15 protein-coding genes and 1 pseudogene are annotated in these 24,506 nt (G+C 71.1%); 3 read left to right on the top strand and 13 right to left on the bottom strand.

Annotated features, from left to right (window positions below; all coding sequences use genetic code 11):
* Positions 1–16: 16 nt before the first annotated feature.
* Together D5R93_RS13960 and D5R93_RS13515 are read right to left on the bottom strand one after the other, a co-directional pair.
* Positions 17–2,005, bottom strand: coding sequence for an AAA family ATPase (locus tag D5R93_RS13960; protein WP_243107036.1), 1,989 nt, complete (start codon positions 2,003–2,005; stop codon positions 17–19).
* Between the two features lie 29 nt (positions 2,006–2,034).
* A complete protein-coding gene (locus tag D5R93_RS13515; protein ID WP_243106946.1) occupies positions 2,035–3,975 on the bottom strand; it encodes a chromosome segregation SMC family protein in 1,941 nt (646 codons plus the stop codon).
* A 209-nt stretch (positions 3,976–4,184) separates the two neighbouring features.
* Here D5R93_RS13515 and D5R93_RS04685 point away from each other — a divergent pair, with 209 nt between their 5' ends.
* Together D5R93_RS04685 and D5R93_RS04680 are read left to right on the top strand one after the other, a co-directional pair.
* Entirely contained in the window at positions 4,185–5,267 is a 1,083-nt protein-coding gene (locus D5R93_RS04685; protein WP_120204101.1) for an ABC transporter ATP-binding protein, read from the top strand.
* Positions 5,264–6,541, top strand: a complete 1,278-nt coding sequence (locus D5R93_RS04680) for an ABC transporter permease (protein WP_119835730.1) — start codon at positions 5,264–5,266, stop codon at positions 6,539–6,541. Before D5R93_RS04685 ends, D5R93_RS04680 begins: the two co-directional genes overlap by 4 nt.
* Here the strand turns inward: D5R93_RS04680 and D5R93_RS04675 are convergent.
* Positions 6,513–7,751 carry an MFS transporter gene (locus tag D5R93_RS04675; RefSeq protein ID WP_120204098.1) on the bottom strand — a complete coding sequence of 413 codons (1,239 nt, stop codon included), beginning with the start codon at positions 7,749–7,751 and terminating at the stop codon, positions 6,513–6,515. The genes D5R93_RS04680 and D5R93_RS04675 overlap by 29 nt on opposite strands.
* A 124-nt stretch (positions 7,752–7,875) precedes the next feature.
* A complete protein-coding gene (gene ndk / locus D5R93_RS04670) occupies positions 7,876–8,355 on the bottom strand; it encodes a nucleoside-diphosphate kinase (protein WP_119835732.1) in 480 nt (159 codons plus the stop codon).
* Between the two features lie 292 nt (positions 8,356–8,647).
* Here ndk and D5R93_RS04665 point away from each other — a divergent pair, with 292 nt between their 5' ends.
* Positions 8,648–9,370 carry a UTRA domain-containing protein gene (locus tag D5R93_RS04665; RefSeq protein WP_120204095.1) on the top strand — a complete coding sequence of 241 codons (723 nt, stop codon included), beginning with the start codon at positions 8,648–8,650 and terminating at the stop codon, positions 9,368–9,370.
* Between the two features lie 93 nt (positions 9,371–9,463).
* On the opposite strand, the pseudogene D5R93_RS14955 reads toward D5R93_RS04665, so the two are convergent.
* From D5R93_RS14955 to D5R93_RS04620, 9 genes and pseudogenes are all read right to left on the bottom strand, one after another.
* A pseudogene (locus tag D5R93_RS14955) lies at positions 9,464–11,562 on the bottom strand (PTS sugar transporter subunit IIABC).
* A gap of 165 nt (positions 11,563–11,727) precedes the next feature.
* The gene (locus D5R93_RS15105) at positions 11,728–11,865 is read right to left on the bottom strand and encodes a hypothetical protein (protein WP_479722554.1); all 138 of its coding nucleotides are present in this window, start codon (positions 11,863–11,865) and stop codon (positions 11,728–11,730) included.
* The gene (locus tag D5R93_RS04655) at positions 11,843–13,420 is read right to left on the bottom strand and encodes an alpha,alpha-phosphotrehalase (RefSeq protein WP_479722553.1); all 1,578 of its coding nucleotides are present in this window, start codon (positions 13,418–13,420) and stop codon (positions 11,843–11,845) included. The genes D5R93_RS15105 and D5R93_RS04655 overlap by 23 nt, the downstream gene beginning before the upstream one ends.
* A 279-nt stretch (positions 13,421–13,699) precedes the next feature.
* Positions 13,700–15,775, bottom strand: coding sequence for a bifunctional folylpolyglutamate synthase/dihydrofolate synthase (locus tag D5R93_RS04650; RefSeq protein WP_120204092.1), 2,076 nt, complete (start codon positions 15,773–15,775; stop codon positions 13,700–13,702).
* 869 nt (positions 15,776–16,644) lie between these two features.
* Positions 16,645–17,430, bottom strand: coding sequence for an MBL fold metallo-hydrolase (locus D5R93_RS04645; protein WP_120204090.1), 786 nt, complete (start codon positions 17,428–17,430; stop codon positions 16,645–16,647).
* Between the two features lie 201 nt (positions 17,431–17,631).
* Positions 17,632–18,693: an NAD(P)H-dependent flavin oxidoreductase gene (locus tag D5R93_RS04640; protein WP_205570095.1), complete on the bottom strand. Its 1,062-nt coding sequence runs from the start codon at positions 18,691–18,693 to the stop codon at positions 17,632–17,634.
* Between the two features lie 59 nt (positions 18,694–18,752).
* A complete protein-coding gene (gene ileS / locus D5R93_RS04635) occupies positions 18,753–22,331 on the bottom strand; it encodes an isoleucine--tRNA ligase (RefSeq protein WP_243106944.1) in 3,579 nt (1,192 codons plus the stop codon).
* 375 nt (positions 22,332–22,706) lie between these two features.
* Positions 22,707–23,414 (bottom strand): hypothetical protein, encoded by a 708-nt coding sequence (locus tag D5R93_RS04625; protein ID WP_120204085.1) that lies wholly within the window; start codon positions 23,412–23,414, stop codon positions 22,707–22,709.
* 225 nt (positions 23,415–23,639) lie between these two features.
* Positions 23,640–24,437 (bottom strand): SDR family NAD(P)-dependent oxidoreductase, encoded by a 798-nt coding sequence (locus tag D5R93_RS04620; RefSeq protein WP_119835741.1) that lies wholly within the window; start codon positions 24,435–24,437, stop codon positions 23,640–23,642.
* Positions 24,438–24,506: the final 69 nt, after the last annotated feature.

Below are 24,506 nucleotides of genomic sequence, written 5' to 3'. Positions count from 1 at the left end.
GCGCCGTCGAGGCTCCTCAGCCGCCGCCGTCGTGGGGACCACGGCGGTCACCTCCCAGGTCGCCGCTGCGCCCGCCTACCTCCCCGTGCTCCTTGCTACGGCTCCCGCCGCGCTCACCACCTTTGGCCAGGCGCTGGGAGACGGCCTTGGTGATCCCCTCGCGCATGGTGATTCCGTACAGGGCGTCGGCCACCTCCATAGTGCGCTTCTGGTGGGTGATAATGATCAGCTGGCTGGAGGCCCGCAGCTCGGTGATGATCTCCAGAAGCCTGCCCAGGTTGGTGTCGTCCAGGGCGGCCTCCACCTCGTCCAGGACGTAGAACGGTGAGGGCCGTGCCCTGAAGATCGCGATCAGCAGCGCTACCGCCGCCAGGGAGCGCTCGCCACCGGACAGCAGGGACAGGCGCCTGACCTTCTTGCCCGCAGGCCGGGCCTCGATCTCGACACCCGTGGCGAGCATGTCGTCGGGATCAGTGAGCACCAGCCGCCCCTCCCCGCCGGGAAACAGCCGGTCAAAGACCGTGGCGAACTCCCGGGCGGTGTCCCTGAAGGCGCTGGTGAACACCTCCCGGACACGGGCGTCGATCTCCTCCACGATGCTGAGCAGGTCGTCCCGGGAGCGCTTGAGGTCCGCCAGCTGCTCCGCGATGAACTGGTGGCGCTGCTCCAGGGCGGCGTGCTCCTCCAGCGCCAGGGGGTTGACCTTGCCCAGCCGTGCCAGGTCCCGGGATGCCTGGGCCAGACGTCTCTCCTGCTCGGCGCGCACGTAGGGTCTGCCCGCCCCGTCCGACCGCTCCTGGCCGACCAGGTGTGCACGCCGCCTGTCGTCGAGGTCCTCACCGTCCTCAGCGCCGTCAGGACCCGCGTCAGCACCGGGGTCTGCCGTGTCGGACAGGTCGGGCACCAGCACGTGGGGACCGTAGCCCTCCACCAGCGTCTCGAGCTCGAGGCCAAGGTCCTTCATGGCCTTGTCCGCCAGCGCCTCCAGGCGCGTGCGCCGTTCAGCACGGGCGACCTCCTCACGGTGGGTGGCGTCGCTGAGCCGGGTCCGCTCCCGGACCAGGGAGTCGATCTCCTCACGCACCGCGTCGGCAGCGCTGCGGGCCTGCTCCCGCTCGGCCTCGACAGCGGCACGACGTGCGGAGGCCTCCTCGGTACCGACCTGGGCCACCCGGGCAGCCTCCCGCGCCCGGTCCCGCACCACGGTCGCCACCTCCAGGCGAGCGGCCCGGGCCTTTGCCGCCCGGCGGGCTTCCTCCCGCTGCTCACGCTCGCGCCGGGCGGCGGCACGCAGGGAGTCGGCCCGTCCCCGCACGGAGCGGTCACGCTCCTCGGCCGTGCGCAGAGCCAGCCTGGCCTCCGTCTCGTCCTGGCGGGCCTGGCGGGCCTGTGCCCGGGCCTGGTCGCAGCGGGTCCGGGCCTGCTCAAGGACGTCGTGAGCGCCCTGCCCCAGCTCAGCCTCCTCTCCGGTATGTCGCCCCCCTTGCCTGTCTGCCCCGGTGGCCCGGCTGTCCTGGGCCTCCTCGAACTCAGCCAGTGCTGTCGTGGCCGCGGCCAGCTCGGCAGCGTGTCGAGCCGCCTCCTCCTCCGCGCGCTCCAGGAGTCGCCGAGCACGCTGGGTCTCCTGTGTCGCGGCCTGGACCGCCGAGGTCAGGCGAGCAACGGCCTGCGCCTGCCGCGCCGCCTCGGCGTCGGCGCGGCGCAGGGTGTCCAGGGCCTTGGAGACTGCACGGCGGGCGACCTCCTCCTGATGACGGGCGTCCTCAAGACCGGTGTCAGCCCGGGACTCCTCCTCCTGGGCGGCCTGGGCCGCGTCCCTGGCCTCCTCGTAGGCCGCAGCCAGCTCTAGGACGGAGGAGGAGGCGCGCCCCGGTCCGGCCACCCATCCGGGTGCCAGGACCTCACCCGCCCGGGTCGCGACGACAGTGTCCGGCCGCGCCTGGCGCAGGCGGCGGGCAGCCCCCAGGTCCTCCACCACCCAGGCCTCGCCCAGGAGCCTGTCCATCACGCCATGGAGCCCTGGCAGCCTTGCTGTCACCAGGCTCGAGGCCCGGACCGCCCCGCCACAGGCGCCGCCTCACGGCTGTCGGCGTCCAGGGCGTCAGGGCCACCAGGAGCCCCCGGCCCTGGGTCGGGAGGACCGCCGTCGCGGGCACCAGCGTCTGGGGCGCTGCCTCCTGGCGACGGCGCGTCGTCAGGCCCTGCCGACCCGACCTGGGGAGCCCGGGCCACGACCAGCCGTACCGGTCCTGCGTCCCGGTCCCGGGCGTGCTCCAGGGCTCGCAGCGCAGCGTCGGCGTCGGCAGCGAGCCCAGCCTCAGCCAGCCCGCGCAGCAGGCCGGTCACGGCGTTCTCCCAGCCGCGGCGCACGCTCATGTACTGCCTCAGGGCTCCCAGCACACCGCCAGGCTGGTCCTCCAGCAGGGCCGCGGTACCGTCCTGGCTACGCAGGGACAGGGCCAGGGTGTCTCGCCGCGAGACCCAGGTAGCGTGCTTCGACGCCGCCTCACGACGGGCGTCAGCGGCGGCCAGGACCGCGTCACGGGCCTGAGACAGCACCTGGGTGGCCCGCTCGTGCGCGGCAGCCGCCTGGGCGGAGCCCGTCTCCTCCGCCTCGGCTGCACCGTCCTCGGCTGACCGGCCAGCCTGCCCGGGGTGGCCGCCCGCCTCAGCCAGGCCGTCAAGCCCTGCCCGCGCCTGGTCCTGCCTCTCCTGGGCCTCGGACAGGGCGGTTCGAGCCTGCTCCACCGCAGCCAGGGAGGCCTCGTACCTGCTGCGGGCTGAGGCCACCCGACCCCCGGCACGAGCCACTCGCTCCCGGCGCTCAGCCTGCTCGTGCTGCAGGGCGGCCAGCGTCCTGTCCGCCTCCTCCTGCGCCTTCTCCGCCTCGGTCCGCTCCTGGACGGCCTCGTCCAGGACGCAGCGGGCGGCCTCGACGGACTCGGCCAGCGCCTCCTCCTGCCTCGCCGCGGCCTGGGCACGGCGGTCGAGCTCGTCGGGGTCGGTCCCGCGCACCGGTGCCGGGACCGAGGCCAGCAGCCGTACCCGCTCGGCAGCGACCTCAGCCAGCGCCGTGAGCGACTGCCCCACCCGGGTGAGCTCCTCCCACAGGTCCGTGGCCTGAGACAGCCTCTCCACGGAGGTGACCTCCAGCCGGGCGAGCTCCTCCAGGCGGGAGCGGGCCGTCGTCTCCGCCTCGTCCACCTCGCGGCTGCGCCGCGCCAGGGCGGCGGAATCCTCCTCCCCCGAGCCCAGGAGCGCCTGGACCTGGACGACGTCATCAGCCAGGAGCCGTGCCGTGGCGTCACGGACCTCCGCCTGGATGACCTGTGCCCTGCGGGCGACAGCAGCCTGCCTCGCCAGGGGCGCGAGCTGGCGGCGCAGCTCCTGGGCCAGGTCGGAGACACGGGCCATGTCGGCCTGCATGGCCTCCAGCTTGCGCAGGGCACGCTCCTTGCGCCGTCGGTGCTTGAGGACCCCGGCAGCCTCCTCGATGAATCCACGACGGTCCTCAGGCGTGGCGGTCAGGACGGCGTCGAGCTGGCCCTGCCCCACCACGGAGTGCATCTGGCGGCCCAGACCGGTGTCGGAGAGCAGCTCGGTAACGTCGAGCAGCCGGCAGGAAGTGCCGTTGATCCGGTACTCCGAGCCCCCTCCGCGAAACAGGGTACGGCTGATCGTCACCTCGGTGTAGTCGATGGGCAGGGCGCCGTCGGTGTTGTCGATGGTCAGCGACACCTCGGCCCGGCCCAGGGCCGGGCGCGAGCCGGCGCCGGCAAAGATGACGTCGGCCATGGAGCCCCCGCGCAGGTTCTTGGCCCCCTGCTCTCCCATGACCCAGGTCAGGGCGTCGACGACATTGGACTTTCCCGAGCCGTTGGGGCCGACGACCGCGGTGATACCAGGCTCCAGACGCAGGGTCGTCGACGAGGCAAAGGACTTGAAACCCTTGATCGTCAACGTCTTCAGGTGCACGGCCCCACGATAGCGGCCAGCAGCCACGGTACCGCTCCACGCCGCGGCCAAGTCGGCCCGGCAGCACGAGCCTGAACGAGCCTGACGGTGCGGCAGGCCCGGTGTCCCGCCCCGTCCCCCGATACGCTAGGATATGCCGCCGTTACCGCTCCCGCCAGCGGCTGCCTCACCTGCCCTGAGCGAGCCCTGCCCCTGCCCTGAGGAGACCCGTGCTCTCAGTGTCCCGCCTGTCCAAGCGATTCGGACGGCTCCAGGCCCTCGACGACCTCTCCCTGCACCTGGCCCAAGGGGAGATCGTCGGGTTTGTCGGCGCCAACGGCGCGGGCAAGTCCACCACCATGCGCATCATCATGGGCGTGCTCACCGCCGACTCGGGAACCCTGACCTGGAAGGGGGCTCCCGTGGACGCGGCCGTGCGCCGCTGCATCGGCTACATGCCCGAGGAGCGCGGCCTCTACCCCCGGATGAGGGTCACCCACCAGCTGTCCTACCTGGCTCGCCTCCACGGGCTGGGTGCCGCACAGGCGAGGACGGCAGTGCACCACTGGACCGACCGCCTGGGGCTGGCTGAGCGCCGGGGCGAGGAGGTCCAGAGGCTCTCCCTGGGTAACCAGCAGCGTGTCCAGCTGGCTGCCGCCCTGGTCTCCGACCCGCAGCTGCTCATCCTGGACGAGCCCTTCTCCGGGCTGGACCCGGTGGCGGTCACCGTCATGAGCGAGGTGCTGCGCCAGCGCGCCCAGGAGGGCGTACCCACGCTCTTCTCCTCCCACCAGCTCGACGTCGTCGAGCGCCTGTGCGACCGTGTCGTCGTCATCCGCTCGGGCCGGGTCCTCGCCGAGGGGACCGTGCCCCAGCTCCAGGTCGGCTCCGGGCGACGCTGGCGGGTCGTGGTCACGCCGGACCGCCCCGACAGCGAGGAGGCCCAGACGGCGCTCGACCAGGCGCTGGCGGGCCTGCCCGAGGTCTGCGTCAGCGCTGCCGACGGCGCCGTCGGCACAGGCAGCGCAGACAGCACGGCTGCTGCCGCCACGGGCTCTCCCGCGGTTCCCACTACTCAGCCCCACACACCGGCTGAGGCGAGTGGCCGCCTCGTCATCACCGCAGGCGGTGCGGACGAGCAGCCGCTGCTGGCCGCCGCCCAGCGGATCGGCACCGTGCACGAGCTGGGGGCGGTGCGACGATCCCTGACTGAGGTCTTCCAGGACTCCCTGACAGCCGACGACGGCACCGATGACGACACGGACGACCCCGTGCACAACAGGACCCCACGTGCCAAGGAGGCGCGCGCATGAGCAGCCCGGCTGGCCCCACACGCCCCACGCCTCGGGGATCCCAGGGCTCTCAGGAGTCCCCGCACCTGAGCCGGTGGGAGGAGATCCGGCTGGTAGCCGCTCGTGAGCTGCGTACCCAGGCAGTGAACCGGGCGACCATCATCTCCACCCTGGTCATGCTGGTCCTTGTCGTGGGCGGCATCCTGGCCTACGCCCACCTCAGCGGGGGCGAGACCCAGCCCTACCGGGTCGCGGTCGCCGGCCCCCAGGAGCTCACCGGCCTGGACCAGGTAGTGGACTCCGCAGGGCAGCCAGTCAGCATCGTCAACCTCCAGGGCGCTGAGCCGACCACTGCCCTGGACTCCGACGCCCCGCAGGACGTGCGGGTCGACATGGTGGTCGATACCACCGGGACCTCACCACGTCTGCTCGTGGCCGAGGAGGCCGACGAGGCCGTCTCGGCGGCGCTGACGTCCCTGCTCCAGCAGCAGGCCCTGGCCAGCCAGGTCACCTCGCTAGGGGGCGACCCCTCCTCCCTGGGCCAGGTCCTGGAGCAGGCCTCCCCAGAGGTGGTCGCCCTGGACCCCCCGCAGAGCGACGCGGAGGACTTCTTCACCAGGTACACCGTCCTCCTGGCCATGGACGTCCTGCTGTTCCTCGTCATCATGGGAGGCGGCCAGGTCATCGCCATGAGCGTGGTGGAGGAGAAGTCCAGCCGTATCGTGGAGATCCTCCTGGCCTGCGTGCGCCCCTCCTCCCTGCTGGCAGGCAAGGTCCTGGGCACTGGGACGTGGCTGCTGCTGTCCAGCGCGCTCCTGGGGGGCGCGGCGGTGCTCACTGCCAACGCCACCGGGATCATGCCGGAGGCCGACCTCGACCTGGACACCACCTTCCTGGCCATGCTCGGGTGGATGCTGGTCGGTTACGCCACCGTCTCCGTGCTCTTCGGCGCGGCGGCCTCCCTCGTGAGCCGGCAGGAGGACGCGGGAACCGTGACGGCACCGCTGGCCATGCTCCTCGCAGTGCCCTACGGCGTGTCCATCCTCATGGCGATCGGCGACCCCCAGATGGTGGTGTACCGGGTGCTGTCCTACCTGCCGGTCCTGTCCCCCTTCCTCATGCCCGCACGGCTGGTCCTGGGCGTGTCCAGCACGGTGGAGCAGAGTGTCGCCCTGGCCCTGTCCCTGGTAGCCCTGCCGCTGCTCGTCGCACTCTCAGGCAGGGTCTACACCCGTGCGGTGACGCGGACAGGCGCACGTGTCCCCCTCAGGGAGGTCCTGAGTCGGAGGTCCTGAGGCGGGGCAGGGTGGTCAGGGCCAGCAGGACGGCGGTCGCCACCACCACCGCCGTGACGGTGGTGGGCAGGCCAACCCCCTCGGCAGCGAAGCCGATGAGTACGGGACCACCCAGGTGGGCCGCGTAGCCCACCACGCTCAGGCGGGCAGTGACTCCGGCGACCCCAGCGACCCCAGCGGCGTTGTGCGCTGCCACCCGGCCCGCGTGCGCTAGCGCCAGCGGGAACAGGGGGCCGACGCACGCTCCGGTGACCACCACGCCGACCACGGTGGCAGGCACCGAGCCCGTGGCGAGACCGGTCGGGACCGCCAGGGCGAGGAGCACCGCAGCGGCACGCAGCAGTGTGGCCTCCTCCACCCGTCGCAGGAGGGCGTCGCTGAGTGACCGGGAGACGAACATCGCCACGCTGAACATTGACAGCACGGAGGCCGCCAGCGCGGGCTGCGCACCTAGGTCGCGGCGCAGCAGGAGGGCTGACCAGTCGGTGAGGAGCCCCTCCAGCAGGAAGCCTCCTACGGCGATGACACCGACGCCCAAGGTCAGCCCGGGGACGGCCAGCCGCCCCCGCCTGGGCGGGCCGGGCTTCGCGTCCCCTGAGCCGACCGAGCCCGCCCGCTCCTCCGAGGACGAGCGCGTCGGCGCCGTGCGGGGTGCCCGGGTGAGGAGGACCACTGAGGCGCTGGCGGCGGCCAGGAGCAGGGTGGCGCTCACGGCCACGAAGTGGCGGCCGACGCTGAGGCCCAGGTAGGTCGCTACGGCAGCGGCGGCCGTAGCCGCCAGGACACCCAGGCTGTAGGCGCCGTGGAGGCGCCCCAGGACCCGCGTGCGCCACAGCACCTGCAGGCGCACCGCCAGGGTGTTCATCGCGATGTCGAGGCAGCCGCTGGCCGCGCCCAGGAGCATGAGCACCGCCATGAGGCCGGGCAGGCCCGTGACCACGTCGATGAGCGGGAGGGCAGCGGGGAACACCAGCGCGGCCACCGCGCACACGGCCACGTCGCTGACACGCCCCACCAGGCGCGCGGTGACGAGCATGGCTGGCACGGCGCCCAGGGCCACGCCCAGCAGCGCGACACCGAGGTCGGCGTCGGACAGCCCTAGGCGCTGCCTGACGTCGGGGATACGCGGGGCCCAGCTGGCAAGCACGGCCCCATTGACAAGGAATACCAGCCACAGGCTGGACACGACGACACGACGTGACGCTGGCATCAGCACCTCCGACCGCCCTGCAGCTTCAGGAACGTCGCCGCTCCCGGACGGAACAGCAGTGACTGGCGACTACCTTCTGTCTACCTTGTCCACACCCTCACCAGCACCTGGCCAGCAGGCCTGGTCACGTCAGCTCAGGGAACCAGATGGCGATCTCGCGGGCGGCCGACTCGGCGCTGTCCGAGCCGTGCACCAGGTTCTGGATGGCTGAGGTCCCCCAGTCACGTCCCAGGTCCCCCCGGATGGTGCCGGGAGCGGCCGTCGTGGGGTCGGTAGCACCCATGAGGGAGCGCACCCCCTCCACCACGCGCTGCCCCGCCACGACTGCGGCCACGACCGGGCCGGAGGTCATGTAGTCCACCACCCCGGGGTAGAAGGGCTTGGTCACGTGCTCGGCGTAGTGTGCGGCCAGCGTGGCCGCGTCGGGGGTCAGGACCCGCAGGGCCACCAGCTCGTAGCCCTTGGCCTCAATGCGCCGCAGGATCTCACCGGTGAGACGGCGCTGAACAGCGTCAGGCTTGATGAGGACAAGGACGCGCTCCCCGGTGGAGCGGGCCTGCGGCCGGTCCTGGGGCTGGGTCTGCGAGTGGGGTGTGGTGGGCAAGGGCAGGCCTTCCTGTGCAGCGTGGTCCTCACGCGGCGCGCGGACAGGACCGTGGACGGGATCGGTGCGATTCTCACAGGAGGTCGCCGTCGGGGCAAGCCCGCCCTGCGGGCCAGGCTGCAGGAACGTAGCGCAGTACACGCACCGGACAGACCACACGCGCTGAGCTGCCCGTCGGCTTGCTAGATTGAGGCCCTCAGCCGAGGCCCTCGGCACGGCTGGTCCGCAGGCCCGTAGCCAGGGCCGCAGCACCCACGTGCCGCAGCCAGGCACAGGAAGGAACACACTCGCCGTGGCCCAGGCCAAGTACGACCAGATCGTCCAGGTCCTGCGCTCCCAGATCGAGGAGGGCCGCTACGCCTTCCGCGACCGGCTCCCCTCGGAGCACACCCTGGCGGCCGAGTTCGGCTGCTCACGCAACACCGTGCGCAAGGCCCTGGCCCTGCTGGCCTCACGCGGCTACGTACAGGCCGTACAGGGCAGTGGCAGCCAGGTGATCTACCAGCGCAGGCCAGCCTCCACCTTCCTGCTGGGCGGTATCGAGTCCCTGCCGGAGGCTGCTGCGCGCAACGAGGTGGACCTGCGCACGGTCATGCTCAGCCTGGAGCCCACCACTGTGGACCAGCCCTTGTCCGAGCGCTCCGGGCTGAAGGCGGGCACCCCGGTCCTGCGGGTCCACCGTCTGCGCCTGCTGGACGGCCGCCCGCTCATCCTGGACACCTCCTGGCTGCTGACCTCGGTGGTACCGGTGCTAACCCGTGAGGTCGTGGAGACCTCGATCTACTCCTACCTGGAGGACGTCCTGGGCGTGCGGGTCGTCAGCGCCTCACGCACGGTCACTGTGGAGAGGGCCACGCAGGAGGACCGCGCCCGCCTGGACCTGGAGGACATGGGGTGCGTAGCCGTGGTCTCCAGCGCCACCTTTGACTCCTCCGGGCTCATGTTCGAGTACTCCTGCTCACGCCACGCCCCGGCAGGCTTCGAGTTCCACGGCAGCGCGCTGCGCCTGCCCTGAGACGAATGGTCCGGGGACCGGGACGGCCCAGGGCAGGCGCAGGCGCGTACGGTGACGCGGTGACAAGGAGGCGGCGCGCTACGGCAGAGGAAGCTACGACGAGGAGGCCACTGGCTCGCGCCTGCCCAGCCGGACCTTCCTAACCTCACGGCCCTTGTCGGCGTCGGCGTCGGTGTAGCCGAGGAAGTAGGTGCAGGTGAAGGACACCACCAGAGCCGCCAGGGAGGCGATCCAGTAGCCGGTGAAACCGGAGTCCATGCCCTCGGGGTTGACGAAGGACGGGAAGCCGACGAAGGCCCCGGTGAACCCGTACATGTTGACGTCGAGCAGCCCTGTCAGCAGCCCGCCGACCGCCCCGCCCAGCGAGGCGGTGAGGAACACCCGGCCGTACTTGAGGTTGAGGCCGTACATCGCGGGCTCGGTGATGCCGCAGAAGGCGGAGATGGTCGCGGGCCCGGCCAGGGTCCGGATACGCGCGTTGCGGCTCCTCACCCAGATGGCCAGCGCGCCGCCGCCCTGGGCGATCATGGTGGCTGACACGATGGCGTTGAGCGCAGAGCTGCCGGTGGCAGCGATCTCAGAGGAGATGAGCGGGATGACGGCCCAGTGCAGCCCGAAGATGACCAGGCACTGGTAGAAGCCGCCGATGACCAGGCCCGCCAACGGGAAGCTCAGGTCCAGGACCGCGTTGATCGCGGAGGCGATACCGCCGGAGACAAACATGACCACCGGGCCGAAGACCACCAGGATGAGGGCTGAGACCACGAAGACCTCAATGAGCGGGGCGAAGATCGAGCGCAGCACCACCGGGATGTACTTCTTGAGCAGAGGCTCGATCCGGGCGGCCAGCCAGGCGGCGACGATGACGGGGAAGATCGAGTAGCTGTAGGCGTTGCCCTCAGGCAGGGCCACTGGGATCCCGAAGAAGTCGGCGTTGAACACCGTGCGGCCGATGCTGGCGGTCACCTCGTAGCCCTCGGCGTCAGGACTGGCCATCTCCACGATGGAGGGGTAGCACAGGACGCCTCCGATGATGGCCACCACGATCGGGTCCGATCCCAGTCGCCGGGCAGCGGTAAAGCCGACGATGATGGGCAGGAAGTAGAACATCGAGTCCGACATCGCGTTGATGATGGTGTAGGTGGGGCTTCCGTCCTCCACCAGGTCGAACTGCGTGAGCAGGGCCAGGATCCCCTTGAGGATGCCGGAGGCAGCCAGCAGGCCAATGACGGGAATCATGGAGCCGGTGATGACGCCGATGAGCGAGCTGAAGCCGAAGCGGACCCAGCCGACCAGGGTGGTGGGCCGCTCCACCTCCTCCTGCTCCTCGGCGGAGGTCTCACCCCCGCCAGCCCCCTGGGGCAGCTGTCTGACAACCGCCTCGTAGACCTCCCCGACGGCAGGCCCGATGACGACCTGGTACTGACCACCCGCCTTGACGACGTCGATGACGCCCTCGGTACCGGTTACGGCCGCGTCGTCGGCCAGGGACTGGTCCTTGAGGTAGAAGCGCACCCGGGTGATGCAGTGGATGACGGAGCGGATGTTGTCCGCCCCGCCGACACCGGCGATGATGCCGTGGGCCGTGGCGTCGTAGCCGCTGAGTTCCTGGCCACCAGGTGCCGCGCCACCCTCGCGCGGGGCCACGGCGGAAGGGGCGGCAGCGCCGCCAGCCCGGCCCTGCTCCTGCGTGTCCCGGGTAAGGACGGCCGTGGCGACCTCCTGGCCCACCGGGGCGCTTCCCAGGCTGACGCTTAGGGACTCCAGCCTCTGGGCGGTGTTGGTGACCACCAGGATCGCTGTGGCGTCCTTACCAGCCGCCTGGATGACCTCCAGGTCCATCGTCCCCAGAGGCTGGCCGGCCTCAACCTTCTCACCCACCTCGACACTGAGGTCAAAAGGCCTGCCCTCCAGCTCTACCGTGTCAACCCCAGGTGGAGGAGCACCTCAAGCCCCTGGGGGGTTATCAGGCCGATAGCATGACTGGTGGTAGCCACCATGGTCACCGTCCCGCTCACGGGAGCAGCCACCATCATCAGGGAGGGGTCGCAAGCAGACGGCGGCCGGACGCCGAAACCGTCGCCGACGGTGCGGGCGGAGAAGACGGGATCGGGGACGTCGGCCAGGTCAATCACCTCACCAGCTACGGGTGAGACGATCTTGGCCCCTGGCTCATTCTCGTCGTTGGACACGAGGCACCTTTCTGTGTTGTTTCCTGCGTGAGGCTCTGCCCTCAGGGCAGCGGGTCAGCTCGGACCGGAAGCGTCATGAGAGGCAGATAGGGATAAAAACAGTTAAAGAAACGGGTCATGGGCGACGGCGGGGCGGGCGGCGGCAGTCGCGGTGGCGCCACCGTCTCAGTCCGTCTGGAGGGAGGACCTGACAGGGCAGGAGACCAGCAGCGCCAGCGCCTGGTAGGGCCTCAATCTGACCGCCACGTCTGCGCCGTCACTGGCCAGCCAGGTCGGCTCGTCATCGTAGTTGGAGACGAGCACCCGGCTGTCCTGGAAGTCGGCCGGGACCTCGATCGTGGTCTCGTAGGCGCGGAAGCTGCACAGCACGAGCAGGTGCTGCCCCTCGTGGTGGCGCTGGTAGGCCAGGACGTCGGGGTGGTCCAGGGCGTAGGGCTCGTAGCTGCCCTCGGAGACGACCGGGTACTGCTTGCGCAGGGAGATAAGACGCCGGTAGTAGGGCAGGACCACGCCCTGGTGCTCCTCGGCCTCCACACTGACCTGGTCCTGGTTGGTGGGGCGCAGCCAGGGGTGCCGCGGGTGAACCCTGCCCCGGCCCAGGCTCCCACTGCATGGGTGTGCGGGCGTTGTCGCGGGCCTTGGCCCGCACCACGTCGAAGGCCTCCTCCTGCGTCAGCCCCTGGGCGAGGAGGTCCTGGTAGGCGTTGAGCGCCTCGACGTCCACGTAGTCGGCGATGCTGGTGTAGGCGGGGTCGGTCATGCCGATCTCCTCGCCCATGTAGACGTAGGGGGTGCCGCGCATGAGGTGGATGACGGTGGCCAGCATGGTGGCGGACTCGGCGCGGTAGCGCCCGGGGTCGGCGAAGCGGTTGAGCGCGCGGGGCTGGTCGTGGTTGTTCCAGAACAGGGCGTTCCACCCGCCTCCGGCCTGCATGCCCACCGCCCAGTCGTTGAGGACCCGCTTGAGGGCGGGCAGGTCGAAGTCCATGGTGGTCCACTTCTGGCCCTCGGCGTAGTCAACCTTGAGGTGGTGGAAGCTGAAGACCATGTCCAGCTCGTGATTGGCGGGGTCGGAGTAGCCCACGCAGGCCTCGATGCTGGTGGAGGACATCTCCCCCACCGTCACGGTACCCGGGTCACGCCCGAAGCTGGCGGCGGCGAGCTCGCGCAGGTAGGTGTGGACGTCGGGGCCGTCGGTGTACATGGCCCGGTCGTCCGTACCGGGCGGGGCGTCCAGAAGCACCTCGCTCTTGCCGATGACGTTGATGACGTCGAACCGGAAGCCCCTGACCCCCTTGCCCCTCCAGAAGTTGACGATGTCAGCCACCTCGGCGCGCACCGCGGGGTTGCGCCAGTTGAGGTCCGCCTGCGTGAGGTCATACAGGTGCAGGTAGTACAGTCCGGTGTCCCCAAAGGGCGCCCAGGCCGGGCCGCCGAACTTGGAGACCCAGTTCGTGGGCAGGGCACCGTCGGCGCGGGCGGGCCGCAAGATGTAGTAGTCCTGGTAGTGCTTGTCCCCCTCCAGTGCCCGGCGGAACCACTCGTGCTCGGTGGAGGTGTGGTTGAGCACCATGTCCACCATGACGCCGATACCGTGCCCGCCCAGGGCCTCGACAAGCTCCTCGAAGTCCTCCATGGTTCCCATGGCCGGGTCGACGGCCCGGTAGTCGGACACGTCGTAGCCGTTGTCCCGGCCGGGCGAGGGGAAGAAGGGGTTGAGCCAGACGTGGTCCACACCCAGGGAGGCGATGTAGGGGACCTTCTCGATGACACCCCGCAGGTCACCGACGCCGTTGCCGGTGGAGTCACGGAAGGACCGGGGGTAGACCTGGTAGACGACGCTGTCATGGAAGGACATGAGGGGTGTCTCCTCGGGAACCGGGACCGGCCCGGGGCGCAAGCCGGGCCGCTTGTGCACACAAGATTACATCTGTGTACACAAGCGGGAACGTGACGGGAGCGTGACCTCCCCCATACTTTGTGCTGCCTCGATTCCCGGTGCTGCTGCGAGCCAGTACCCCGGCAGGTCCCGGGGCTGGCGGGCAGCGTGCGCCCACAGGCTCCCGGGCAGCACCCGGGCGGCACCGCGAGAGCGCCAGGGGCACGAGGCCCGGTCTACCGTGCTCCTAGCGTGCTCCTAGCGTGCTCCGAACAGCGCCCGGGCCTGGGCGGCAAGGAGGACCGAGCCGACAATGACCACCCCGGACGACGTCGCAGGAGCGTCAGTGCCCTCCGCGAGGGTCGCGGCCAGGTCCACGCCCTCAGCCAGGTCATGGGCGAGGCTGACCCGGTCCTGCCCGTAGACCTCCCGGGCGACCTCCGCCAGGTCCTCCACGTCCATGGCCCGCTCAGAGGCGATCGGCACACAGACCACCGCGTCGGTGGCCGGCTCCAGCCCGCCCAGGATCCCCTCGACGTCCTTGTCCGCCATGACACCCACGACGGCCACCAGGTGACGGAAGCCGAAGACCTCCTCGACCGCCTCGACGAGTGCCTCGACGCCGTGGGGGTTGTGGGCGGCGTCCACCAGGACGGTCGGCGAGGAGCGCAGCACCTCCAGCCGCCCCGGGGAGGTCACCGAGGCCAGCCCCTCCTCCACTACCCGGGGAGGCAGTGCCCGCCCACCCATGACCGCCTCGGTCGCAGCCAGGGCCAGCAGGGCGTTGTGGGCCTGGTAGCGGCCGTGCAGGGGCACGAAGACGTCCTCGTAGACGGCCGCAGCCGTGCGCAGGGTGACTAGCTGGCCGCCGACGGCCACCTGGCGCCCGCTCACCTCCAGCACGCCCGCACCCGGCTCCTCCGGGTCCTCCAGGGTGTCGTGCTCACGGCGTTCCACCGCCCGGTGGGCAGCCACAGCCTCCTCCACCTGGGCACGGACCTCGGGAAGCTGGTGGGCGGTGACCACGACGGCGCCGTCCTTGATGATCCCAGCCTTCTCACGAGCGATGTCGGCCAGGTCCGAACCTAGCCAGCGCTCGTGGTCCCGGGCGACGGGGGTGATGACAGCGACATCGGGGCCGATGACGTTGGTGGCGTCCCATCGACCACCCAGCCCGACCTCGATGACCGCCACGTCCACCGGAGCGTCAGCGAAGGCGGCCAGGGCCATGACGGTGAGCACCTCGAAGAAGGACAGCCGGGGACCGCCCTGCACCTGGGAGCGCTCGTCCACCATCTGGATGTAGGGGGCGACGTCCTCCCAGGCCGCGATAAAGCCCTCCTCGCTGATCGGCTCGCCGTCAAGCGTGATGCGCTCGCGGATCGTGGCCAGGTGCGGGGAGGTGAACCTGCCGGTACGCATCCCGGTGGCGGCAAGCAGCCGCTCGGTTATGCGGGCTGTCGAGGTCTTGCCGTTGGTGCCGGCGACGTGGACGGTGCGGTAGCTGCGCTCCGGGTGGCCCAGGATGTCCAGGACTGCCTCGACCCGCTCCAGGGAGGGCTGGACCTGGTGCTCGGGCGCCCGGGAGAGGATCTCGGTCTCGACCTGGCGCATGCGTGCGGACACCTCCACCTGACGGGCCGCCGCCTCCAGGTCGCGGCGACGGGTCTCCTCCTCGGCCAGGTCAGCAGCCGGGTCAGCAGCCGGGTCCTGCATGCCCGAGGTGTCAGAGGGGTCCTCATCCGGCTGCGGCTCCCAGGAGCCCCACCCGTCAGGATCATCAGCGTCCTCCGCGTCAACCTCGGCGAGGAGCTCGTCAAGACGCTCCAGGTCCCCGCCGGGCAGCATGCTGGCCGCCACCAGCTCGCGCAGAGCAGCCAGGTCCTCCTCCTCAGCCTGGGCCTGGCGCTGCCAGGAGGTGTCCTGAGCCTCAGCGGCGTCCGCCAGGGACCAGCCGTCGGCGGAGCCGCCACCGGGACCGGCACCGTCCACTGTCTCCGCTAGACCAGCGGCACCGGCAGGATCCTCGGGGTCAGGGGCGTCGGCAGCCTCCAGGTAGGGCAAGAGCTCGGGGTCCACGCCACCGGTCTCTCCGGCACCCCTCACGCCGCCGGGGCCCTCACCACCCTCAGGAGCTCCCCGGCTACCAGCCCGCCGGGTAGGACCCAGGGCGGCGCCGTCAGCCGCGACACCAGCGGCGCCCCCCTCACCGTTTTGCTCACCGTCCTGCCGACCAGCCCGGCCGGGGAGGCCAAAGGCTGCACCTGGGTGATGGCCTGGCCGAGGACCTCGACCCTGGCGGCCGACGGCGTCACGCTGGTGCCTGCTGCTCATGTCCCTGAGTCCTGCTTCCTGGTGGGTGCTCGTACCTGAGGAAGCAGCCTAGACGACAGGCCCTGGCTGTACGTCCCTGTGAGGTTGTGTGCGTGCTTGTGCGGAGGTCTGGCCGCTGGGGCCGGGGCTGGTGGTGGTGTGGGTCAGTGGGTGCCTGGCGCGCTGAGGGCCTGGCGCCGAGTGTCTGCTGCCACACCTCCTGGGAGGGGTGGGGTTGTCCGTTTGAGCGGATCCACTCCTACGGGACTCGTGCGAGGTGAGCTGGCACGAATCAGCCCTGGCTAGAAGGTGTCACCAGGGGGTGGATCGGCGCCAGCACACCAGGACACGCTGGGGGCCAGGCGGTCCCCGCCCTCCAGCCCGGGGTGGATCGGCGCCAGCACACCAGGACACGCTGGGACACCGGCAGTGCCCGGGGGTGTGAGACTGGCTCGCGCTGCTGCACCCCACAACGACACCCTTCACCCACGCGGGAGCGGTGACAGGCAGGCTCACATCACTGCACCCCACCTGGAACAGCCCAAACAAGCACACGGCCCACCCCATCCAGCCTCCCGCCCAACAAGTAGTCCCAGACTCCCGGCCACGCGAGGCGGCTGCAAGAGCCCCGAGTGGCTCTGGCGACGCGAGGCGGCTGCAAGAGCCCCGAGTGGCTCTGACGACGCGAGGCGGCTTCGAGCGGCTTCGAGCGGCACCGAGCCAGCCGGGCGTGGCCGGCCCCGGCACAGGACCCTTCACACGCGGCGTGGATCAGGCCCCGGCCAGGCAATGCGAACATCGTGACCCACAGCATGCTGGAGACCCTCACCACCCACCCTGTCCACAACCCCCAGGGAAGTGCACCTAGTCGGCCTGGCTCCGCTCACTACTCACTCGCTCTCGGCGCTCCACTGACCCTCAGGCGTGCGGTCCAGACGGTCCAGGATGCCGGCGTCGCGGAAGGCCCGCAGCGTGGCACCGGGCCCGTCGGCAAAGTGCTCCCAGCCGGTGTGGTGGGCAACTACCACGTGCGGGGAGCCGAGTACCTGCGCGGCCGCGCTGGCCCGCTCGGCTGACAGGCTCAGCGGCCTGCCCCCGAGCTTGGCTGGCACGGTGGCCCGCCCCGCGTGCAGGACGGCGTGGTCGGGGACCCCGAAGCGCTGCCTGACCTGGGCCACCAGCTCCAGGGAGGCGTTGTCACCACTGAGGTAGACCGTGGTGCCCCGAGCCTGGAGGAGGAACCCGGTCACCTCGCAGTTGACGAAGCCTGCGGCATCGGTCTGGCCGTCGGCCGGCCCGTGCTGGGCCGGGACGGCCCTCACGCCCACCCCGTCGGCCACCTCGGCGGCCTCCCAAGGTGCCAGGCCCTGAGCGCCCTCCCCCAGCAGCCGGGCCGAGCCCGGGCAGGTGAGCAGGCGCGGGGCGGCCAGGGCGAAGTCGCGCCCGGCAGCATCAAGGTTGTCGGCGTGGTCAGCGTGGCTGACAAGCACCACGTCAGCGTCGGCGAGCGCCTGGGCGGGCACTGCGGGTCCGCGGGTCTTACGCAGGAGGCCGTAGTCGGTGGGCGGGTCGAAGGTGGGGTCGGACACGATCCGCAGGCCTGCGACGTCGATGACCACAGTGGGACCGCCAACCACGAGGAAGCCTGTGTCGTGGCGGGGAAGCAGGGACGTCATGAGTCTCCTTGAGACGGTCGCAGGGCGTGTGACGGGGAAGGTGCAGGGCAGGAGACCTGTCGGAGAGCTGACAACGGTCAGTGGGACCGCGCGACAGGAGTGGTGGGCGGACCTACGGGACCAGGCAGCAGGGCTCGGGCGGCGCGGTCAGGAGGCGGGTCGATCCGTAGGGGTGGCCCAGTGGCTGGAGCACCAGGTACATCATGCCACCAGCCCGTCCGTCAGCCCCCTCATGATCTGAGCCACGGTTCCTGTGGGTGTGTGCTGCCAGCTGGTGCCAGCCCACAGGGACAGGTTGTCGAGGTCGCCCGAGCGTGCAGCCGCGGCACGCAGCACTCCGGTCAGCCTGTTGACGGCAGGGTAGGCGGCGGGGGCTCTGTCCGAGTAGGCGTCGGTGAACCCGTTGCGCAGTCCGCGCGCCCACCGCCCGGAGAAGGCCCGGGTGACCACGGTCTGGGTGAACCGGGAGTCGTGCAGCGCGGCCCGGTAGAGGGGGTGGGTCCCCGCCTCCTCGGCGTCAAGGAACGCGGTGCCCAGCGCCACGGCGTCGGCCCGGCCCAGCCAGGGACGGACCTCCTCGGGCGCCGTCAGACCGCCGGTGACCACCAGCGGCAGGTCCACGACGCTGCGCACGGCGCCGAACAGGTCGTCGAGGCTCTGCTCGGGCGGGTTGGCGCGGGCGTCGAAGACCGCGCGGTGGCCCCCGGCGCCCGGTCCCTGGACCACGAGGGCGTCCACCCCCGCAGCAGTGGCCCGCCGTGCCTCCCCGGCCGAGGTGACGGTGGCCAGGCAGGCGGTTCCGACCTGGTGGAAGCGGGAGACGACATCGGCGGGCGGGCAACCGAAGGTGAAGGACACCATCGGCACCCTCAGGTCGAGCAGGGCCGGGATCTTACCGTGCCACCCGTCGTCGTCAGCCCCGCTGGTACCCGCCCTGTCGTCATCCGGGTCCAGCCGGGGCATCTCGACACCGTAGTGGCGTGCCAGCGGTACCAGACGGTCGCGGTAGGTGCGCACGGCAGCCAGGTCGCTGGGGCTGGTAGGTCGGGTGCCGGGAACGAAGAGGTTGACGCCAAAGACGGTGGTACCCGCGCGCTGGACCATCTCGACCTGCTCGACGACCTCCTCGACGCTCCTGTAGCCAGCGGCGAGGAAGCCCATACCACCAGCCTCGGCAGCAGTGGTGACGAGCCCCGGGGTGGAGGGGCCTCCAGCCATGGGGGCGACGATGACCGGGCGGCTGAGATCCGATACATGAAGCACAGGACCAGGCTACGCTCCCCCGCAGGCCCAGCCCTCAGCCCTGGGTCCCCACAGGAGCCTCAGCCGGTCTCGGCTGCTCTGTGAGACCAGCCCTCGACCTTCTCCACCCTGGCAGTGGGCGCCGTGGCCCCAGGGACGGCAACCACCGAGGCGTCTACGCAGCCCACCTCGCTCTTGACCAGGTCGATGTGGGTGTGGGTCCAGGCCCCCTTGTCCTGCGGGACGCTCAGCTCCAGGCGGATACGGTCACCCACGTGCAGCCCGGCGGCCTTGCGCTCGTCCTGGACCAGACGCACCAGGTCGCGCGCCCACCCCTCAGCCTCCAGGGCGTCGTCCAGGGCGGTGTCCAGGAGCACGAAGGCGCCCGAGTCCAGCATGGCAGCGGCCAGGGAGTCGTCGTCAACCTCGATACGGCTGGTCACCGTGAAGGCGGAGTCCTCGGCCTCCAGCACCACGGGCACGCCGTCCAGCAGCACCTGGCTGAAACGTAGGTCGCCGTCCTCGGTCAGCTCCCACTCCCCCGCCTTGACAGCGGCGAACAGCCGGGAGGTGAGCCTGCGCACCTGCGGGCTCAGCGCCCGGGGGTTGAGGGCGACCTCCCTGGTGACCCGGTACCCGGCAGACTCAGCATCCAGGACACGCACCTCCTTGACGTTGACCTCCCCGGCCACCAGGTCCTTGAAGGGCGCCAGGGCACCGGGGTCCGCGGTGGCGATGGTCAGCGTGCGCAGCGGCTGGCGCACGCGCAGGCCCTCCGTCTTGCGCAGACCCAGCGCCGCGGAGACCGCCGCCCGCGCCTCGTCCATGGCGGCCACCAGCGCCGGGCTGCCCACGTGGTCGGGGATCACCGGCCAGTCTGTCAGGTGCACCGAGCGGCCTCCGGTCAGGCCCCGCCACACCTCCTCGGCGGTCAGCGGGGCCAGCGGCGCCATGACCTCGGTGAGCAGGCGCAGCACGGTGTGGAGGGTGTCGAAGGCGGTGGTGTCACCGTCGGTGAAGCGCTGCCGGGAAGTACGCAGGTACCAGTTGGTCAGCACGTCCATGAAGTCACGGATCGTGGCACAGGCCCCGGTGATGTCGTAGGAGTCCATCTGGGCGCCCACGGTGGACACCAGGTCCCGGGTTCGGGCCAGGATGTAGCGGTCCATGACGTGCAGCCCGCCCCGGGAGACGAACAAGGAGGCGTCGTGGAGGTCCACGCCCTGGGTGAGGTAGCCTCCCTTGCCCCCCGGCTGCCCTCCTGGGTCCTGGCTGTCCTCCCTGCCCTCACCGCCCGCCTGGGCGGCGTAGAGGGCGAAGAAGTACCAGGTGTTCCACAGGGGCAGCAGCACCTGGCGCACCGTGTCACGGATGGCCTTGTCAGTGACCACGAGGTTGCCACCACGCACCACCGGCGAGGACAGCAGGAACCAGCGCATGGCGTCGGCGCCGTCGCGGTCGAAGACCATGGAGACGTCGGGGTAGTTGCGCAGGGACTTGCTCATCTTCGCCCCGTCGTCGCCCAGGAGGATGCCGTGGGAGACGCAGGTGGTGAAGGCGGGCCGGTCGAACAGCGCGGTGGCTAGCACGTGGAGGGTATAGAACCAGCCGCGGGTCTGGCCGATGTACTCCACGATGAAGTCCCCCGGGTTGTGGGACTCGAACCACTCCACGTTCTCGAACGGGTAGTGGACCTGGGCGAACGGCATGGCGCCGGACTCGAACCAGCAGTCCAGGACGTCGGGGATACGGCGCATGGTGGAGCGCCCCGTGGGGTCGTCCGGGTTGGGGCGGGTCAGGGTGTCGATGAAGGGCCGGTGCAGGTCGGTGACCTCCACCCCGAAGTCGCGCTCCAGCTCGGCGAAGGAGCCGTAGACGTCGGTGCGCGGGTAGTGCGGGTCGTCAGAGACCCACACGGGGATGGGGGCTCCCCAGAAGCGGTTGCGCGAGATCGACCAGTCCCGCGCACCCGCCAGCCAGTTGCCGAAGATCCCGTCCTTGACGTGAGCGGGGAACCAGTCGATCTCCTGGTTGAGCTCGACCATCCGGTCGCGGATGGCCGTGACCCTCACGAACCAGGAGGACACCGCCTTGTAGATGAGCGGCTTGCGGCAGCGCCAGCAGTGCGGGTAGGAGTGGACGTAGCTGGACTGGCGCACCAGTACCGCCCGCTGGTCCTGGGGGCGCCGGGCCAGGGGCCCGGCGGCGTCGCGCAGGTCAGCCACGATCGGCCTGTTGGCGTCAAAGATGTGCGTGCCCGCGTAGTCGCCCACCTCAGTGGTGAAGCAGCCGCCGTCGTCGACGGGAATGACCGTGCCGATGCCGTGGGCCTGGCAGGTGTACATGTCGTCCTCACCGAAGGCCGGCGCCAGGTGCACCAGCCCCGTCCCGTCGGTGGTGGTCACGTAGTCGGCCGCGACGACCTGCCACGCGGCGGGACCGGGGGCGGCGCCCTCGGCGCGGTGGGTCTCGTCGTCAAAGTAGTCGTAAGCGGGCACGTAGCGCGTCCCGACCAGGTCGGCGCCCCTGTAGGTGGCCAGCACCTGCGGGTCCTCCCCCAGCTCGCGGGCGTAGGCGCCCAGCAGGTCACGGGCCAGCAGCACGTCCTGCCCGGCCACCGGGGAGTCCAGGCTGGCGTCCACGCGCACGGTCACGTACTCGATGTCGGGCCCCACGGCGACGGCGGAGTTGGACGGAAGGGTCCACGGTGTGGTGGTCCAGATCAGGGCCAGCTCGGGGGCGGCGTCGGGGTGGGTGGTGTCCAGCCGCTGCTCCAGGCGCAGGCCGACGGTGACGGTGGTGTCCTGGCGGTCGGAGTAGACGTCGTCGTCCATGCGCAGCTCGTGGTTGCTCAGGGGGGTGCGGTCGTGCCAGCAGTAGGGCAGGACCCGGTGGCCCTGGTAGGCCAGGCCCTTGTCGTAGAGGCTCTTGAAGGCCCAGATGACCGACTCCATGTAGGTGGGGTCCAGGGTCTTGTAGTCGTTGTCGAAGTCAACCCACCGGGCCTGGCGGGTGACGTAGTCCTCCCACTGACTGGTGTAGCGCAGCACGGAGGTGCGGCAGGCCGCGTTGAACTCCTCGATGCCCAGGCCCCCGGGCCGGGTGATCTCGGTGACGTCGTCGATGCCCAGCTCGCGCTGGGCCTCCAGCTCGGCGGGCAGGCCGTGGGTGTCCCAGCCGAAGCGGCGCTCCACCCGCCGCCCGCGCTGGGTCTGGTAGCGCCCCACCGCGTCCTTGACGTAGCCGGTCAGCAGGTGCCCGTAGTGGGGCAGGCCGTTGGCGAAGGGCGGGCCGTCGTAGAAGACGAACTCCTCGCAGGGCTCGCCGCTGCTGTCAACGCGGCTGCCGGCACGGTTGTCGACAGACGCCTGGAAGGTGGCGTCCTCCTTCCAGTAGGCCAGGACCTCCTGCTCCAGGGTCGGGAAGGACGGGGAGGCGGGGACATCCTCGCCGCTGCGGTGGAGGGGGTAGAAGGCAGCCCCGTGTGCTGGGTGGCGGTGGTCCTCCCCGTGCTCGTGCCTGCCATCAGTGGTGCGCCTCGCTCTCGCTCGTGCCTGCCGCCCCGGGCGGGTGCCCGGGAACTGCGAGGACGACACCACCGCCCGGCCGGGGCGTGCTGCCTGGCGCAGCCCGGTGGGCGCCGCGTGCCGCGGTACCACCTCGCTTGCCGCGCTACGCCCGCCCCCGGGGACCGGGAGGCCAGGCCTGCGCGACCGCCTCGTGACCAGCTGTGACGGGCTGTCCCGTCCGGTTCTACTAGGGGCAGCCCACGCACGCGCCGGTCACGCCCTGTTCCTCCGGAGGCTCGCCGGTGATAGCCGGGTCCACGCCTTGTGCCGGGAAGTCTAGGACACCGGCACCGCACGGGCCAGCACGGCCCGGGGCCAGGCAGCGTCATCCCGGCCACACACCACAACCCGACATACCCCGGCCAGCTTCACCTGCGTCCCGGTGACCGCCGTGGCTGCGGCGGTCAGGCCGTCGAGCCGGTCCCCTGGCCGGCCGACAGCGCCTGAGGGCGTCACCGAGGTCGATCAGGCTGAGGCTGGCGACACCGAGGGCTGTGCCGACTCCTCCGAGAACCTGGAGGGCTCCGTGGCACCAGAGCCTGAGTCCTCGGAGCCACCAGACCCGTCGGAGCCCTCAGAGGCGCCGGGGTTACTACTCTCCTCGGGCCACGGGCCGCTTCCGTCAGGGACCGTCCGCCCGTCCCCGCCCGACCAGTCTTGCCCCTCCAACCCGTCCGCGCCGTCCATGGGACCGGGACCACCGTGCCCACCCGGCATCTGCTCCTCGTGCGAGCCGCTACCCCTGTGCTCGTCGTGCCACCCGCCTCCAGCCATAGCGTGGGCACCCCATCCCAGGCCGAAGGAGCCCGCCAGGAGGGCCACGGCAGCAGCGGCACCCACGACTCGCCTACGGTACCAGGGCCGCTTGCCGCTGCCGCTCTTGCCGTCTGTGCCCGCCTGCGGCTGGGCGTACGCGGCACCGGCCACCGTCGTCAACCCGGGGGCGGGTGCCCCACTCGCCGCCGCCTGCGGGCCAGCCGCAGGGGTGGGCGCCGCCGTAGGGGCGGGGGTCCCGGCCTGAGGCCCGGACCGGGGAGACGAGGAGGCGGCAGCTGGCTCGCCAGCAGGGGGCTGCTCAGCCGACCCCTGCTCAGCCGGTCCCTGAGCGGCTGGAGCCTGCTCAGACAGACCCCGCTCGGAGCCGTCCGGCGCTGGCGACGTGGTGTTGGCCATGCATATGTCCTTTCGCGTCTTAACGGCATGGTTCCGGGCTCCCGGAACATCCCTGACACTACGGACAGGCCCTGTGCCTGGCTCAGGCCCCTCCTGTGCGCACTCTGTGACCCAGCGGGCACCGGTGGCAGCAGCCGGAGCCGCCACCGGCCACCCAACCGACCGTGCTGGCAGGACTGGCCGGGCTGGTGTGCTGGCTGTGCCAGCCGGTCCTGGCCGAGCCCCTCAGCCCTCGCGGGCCACCACCGTGTTGGAGGCCTGTGCGCGCGGCCGCACGATCATCGAGTCGATGTTGACGTGGGAGGGGCGCTCCAGCGCCCACGTGACGCACTCGGCCACGTCCTGGGCGGTCAGGGGCTGCGCGACCCCGGCGTAGACCTTCTGGGCCGCCTGGGCGTCACCACGGAACCGGTTGAGGGAGAACTCCTCGGTGGCCACCATCCCGGGGGCGATCTCGATGACGCGCACCGGCTCTCCCACCAGCTCCAGGCGCAGCGTGCCCGCGATGACCCGCTCAGCGTGCTTGGCCGCGACGTACCCTGCCCCACCCGGGTAGGTGTCGTGGGCCGCGGTGGAGGTGAGGAAGACCAGGTCCCCGCCGCGCTCGCGCAGACCGGGGAGGAAGGCCTGGCTCACCCGCAGCGCCGCCAGCACGTTGCGCTCATACATGGTCATCCACTCCTGCGGGTCGCCCTGCGCCACAGGGTCGACCCCCAGTGCCCCGCCGGCGTTGTTGACCACGGCGTCTACCGGTCCGTCCGCCAGGACCTCGCGGGCAAGGCGGTCGACGTCGTCGCCCACCTGGAGGTCGGCTACCACCCAGGTGCAGCCGGTCTCTCCCGCCAGGGCCTCCAGCCGCTGCTGCCGACGGGCTGTGGCCACCACCTGCCAGCCGTGGGAGCGCAGACGCCTGACGGTGGCAGCACCGATACCGGTGGAGGCGCCTGTCACCACGGCCCTGCGTGCACCGTTGTCGCTAGTGGTGCCGCTGGTGATGTCACTACTGGTCGGAGTCACGCTCATGGTCCCATGATGCACCCCGGGACGCCCTGGCGCCGACCGCTCACGGCCCGCAGAGAGCCCCGGCAGCAC

Origin of the sequence: Actinomyces lilanjuaniae (genome assembly GCF_003606385.1) — a bacterium.
GTDB classification, from domain to species: Bacteria; Actinomycetota; Actinomycetes; order Actinomycetales; family Actinomycetaceae; genus Actinomyces; species Actinomyces lilanjuaniae.
The sequence above is the reverse complement of the archived record's forward strand: the minus strand, read 5'-3'. Positions and strand labels throughout refer to the sequence as shown.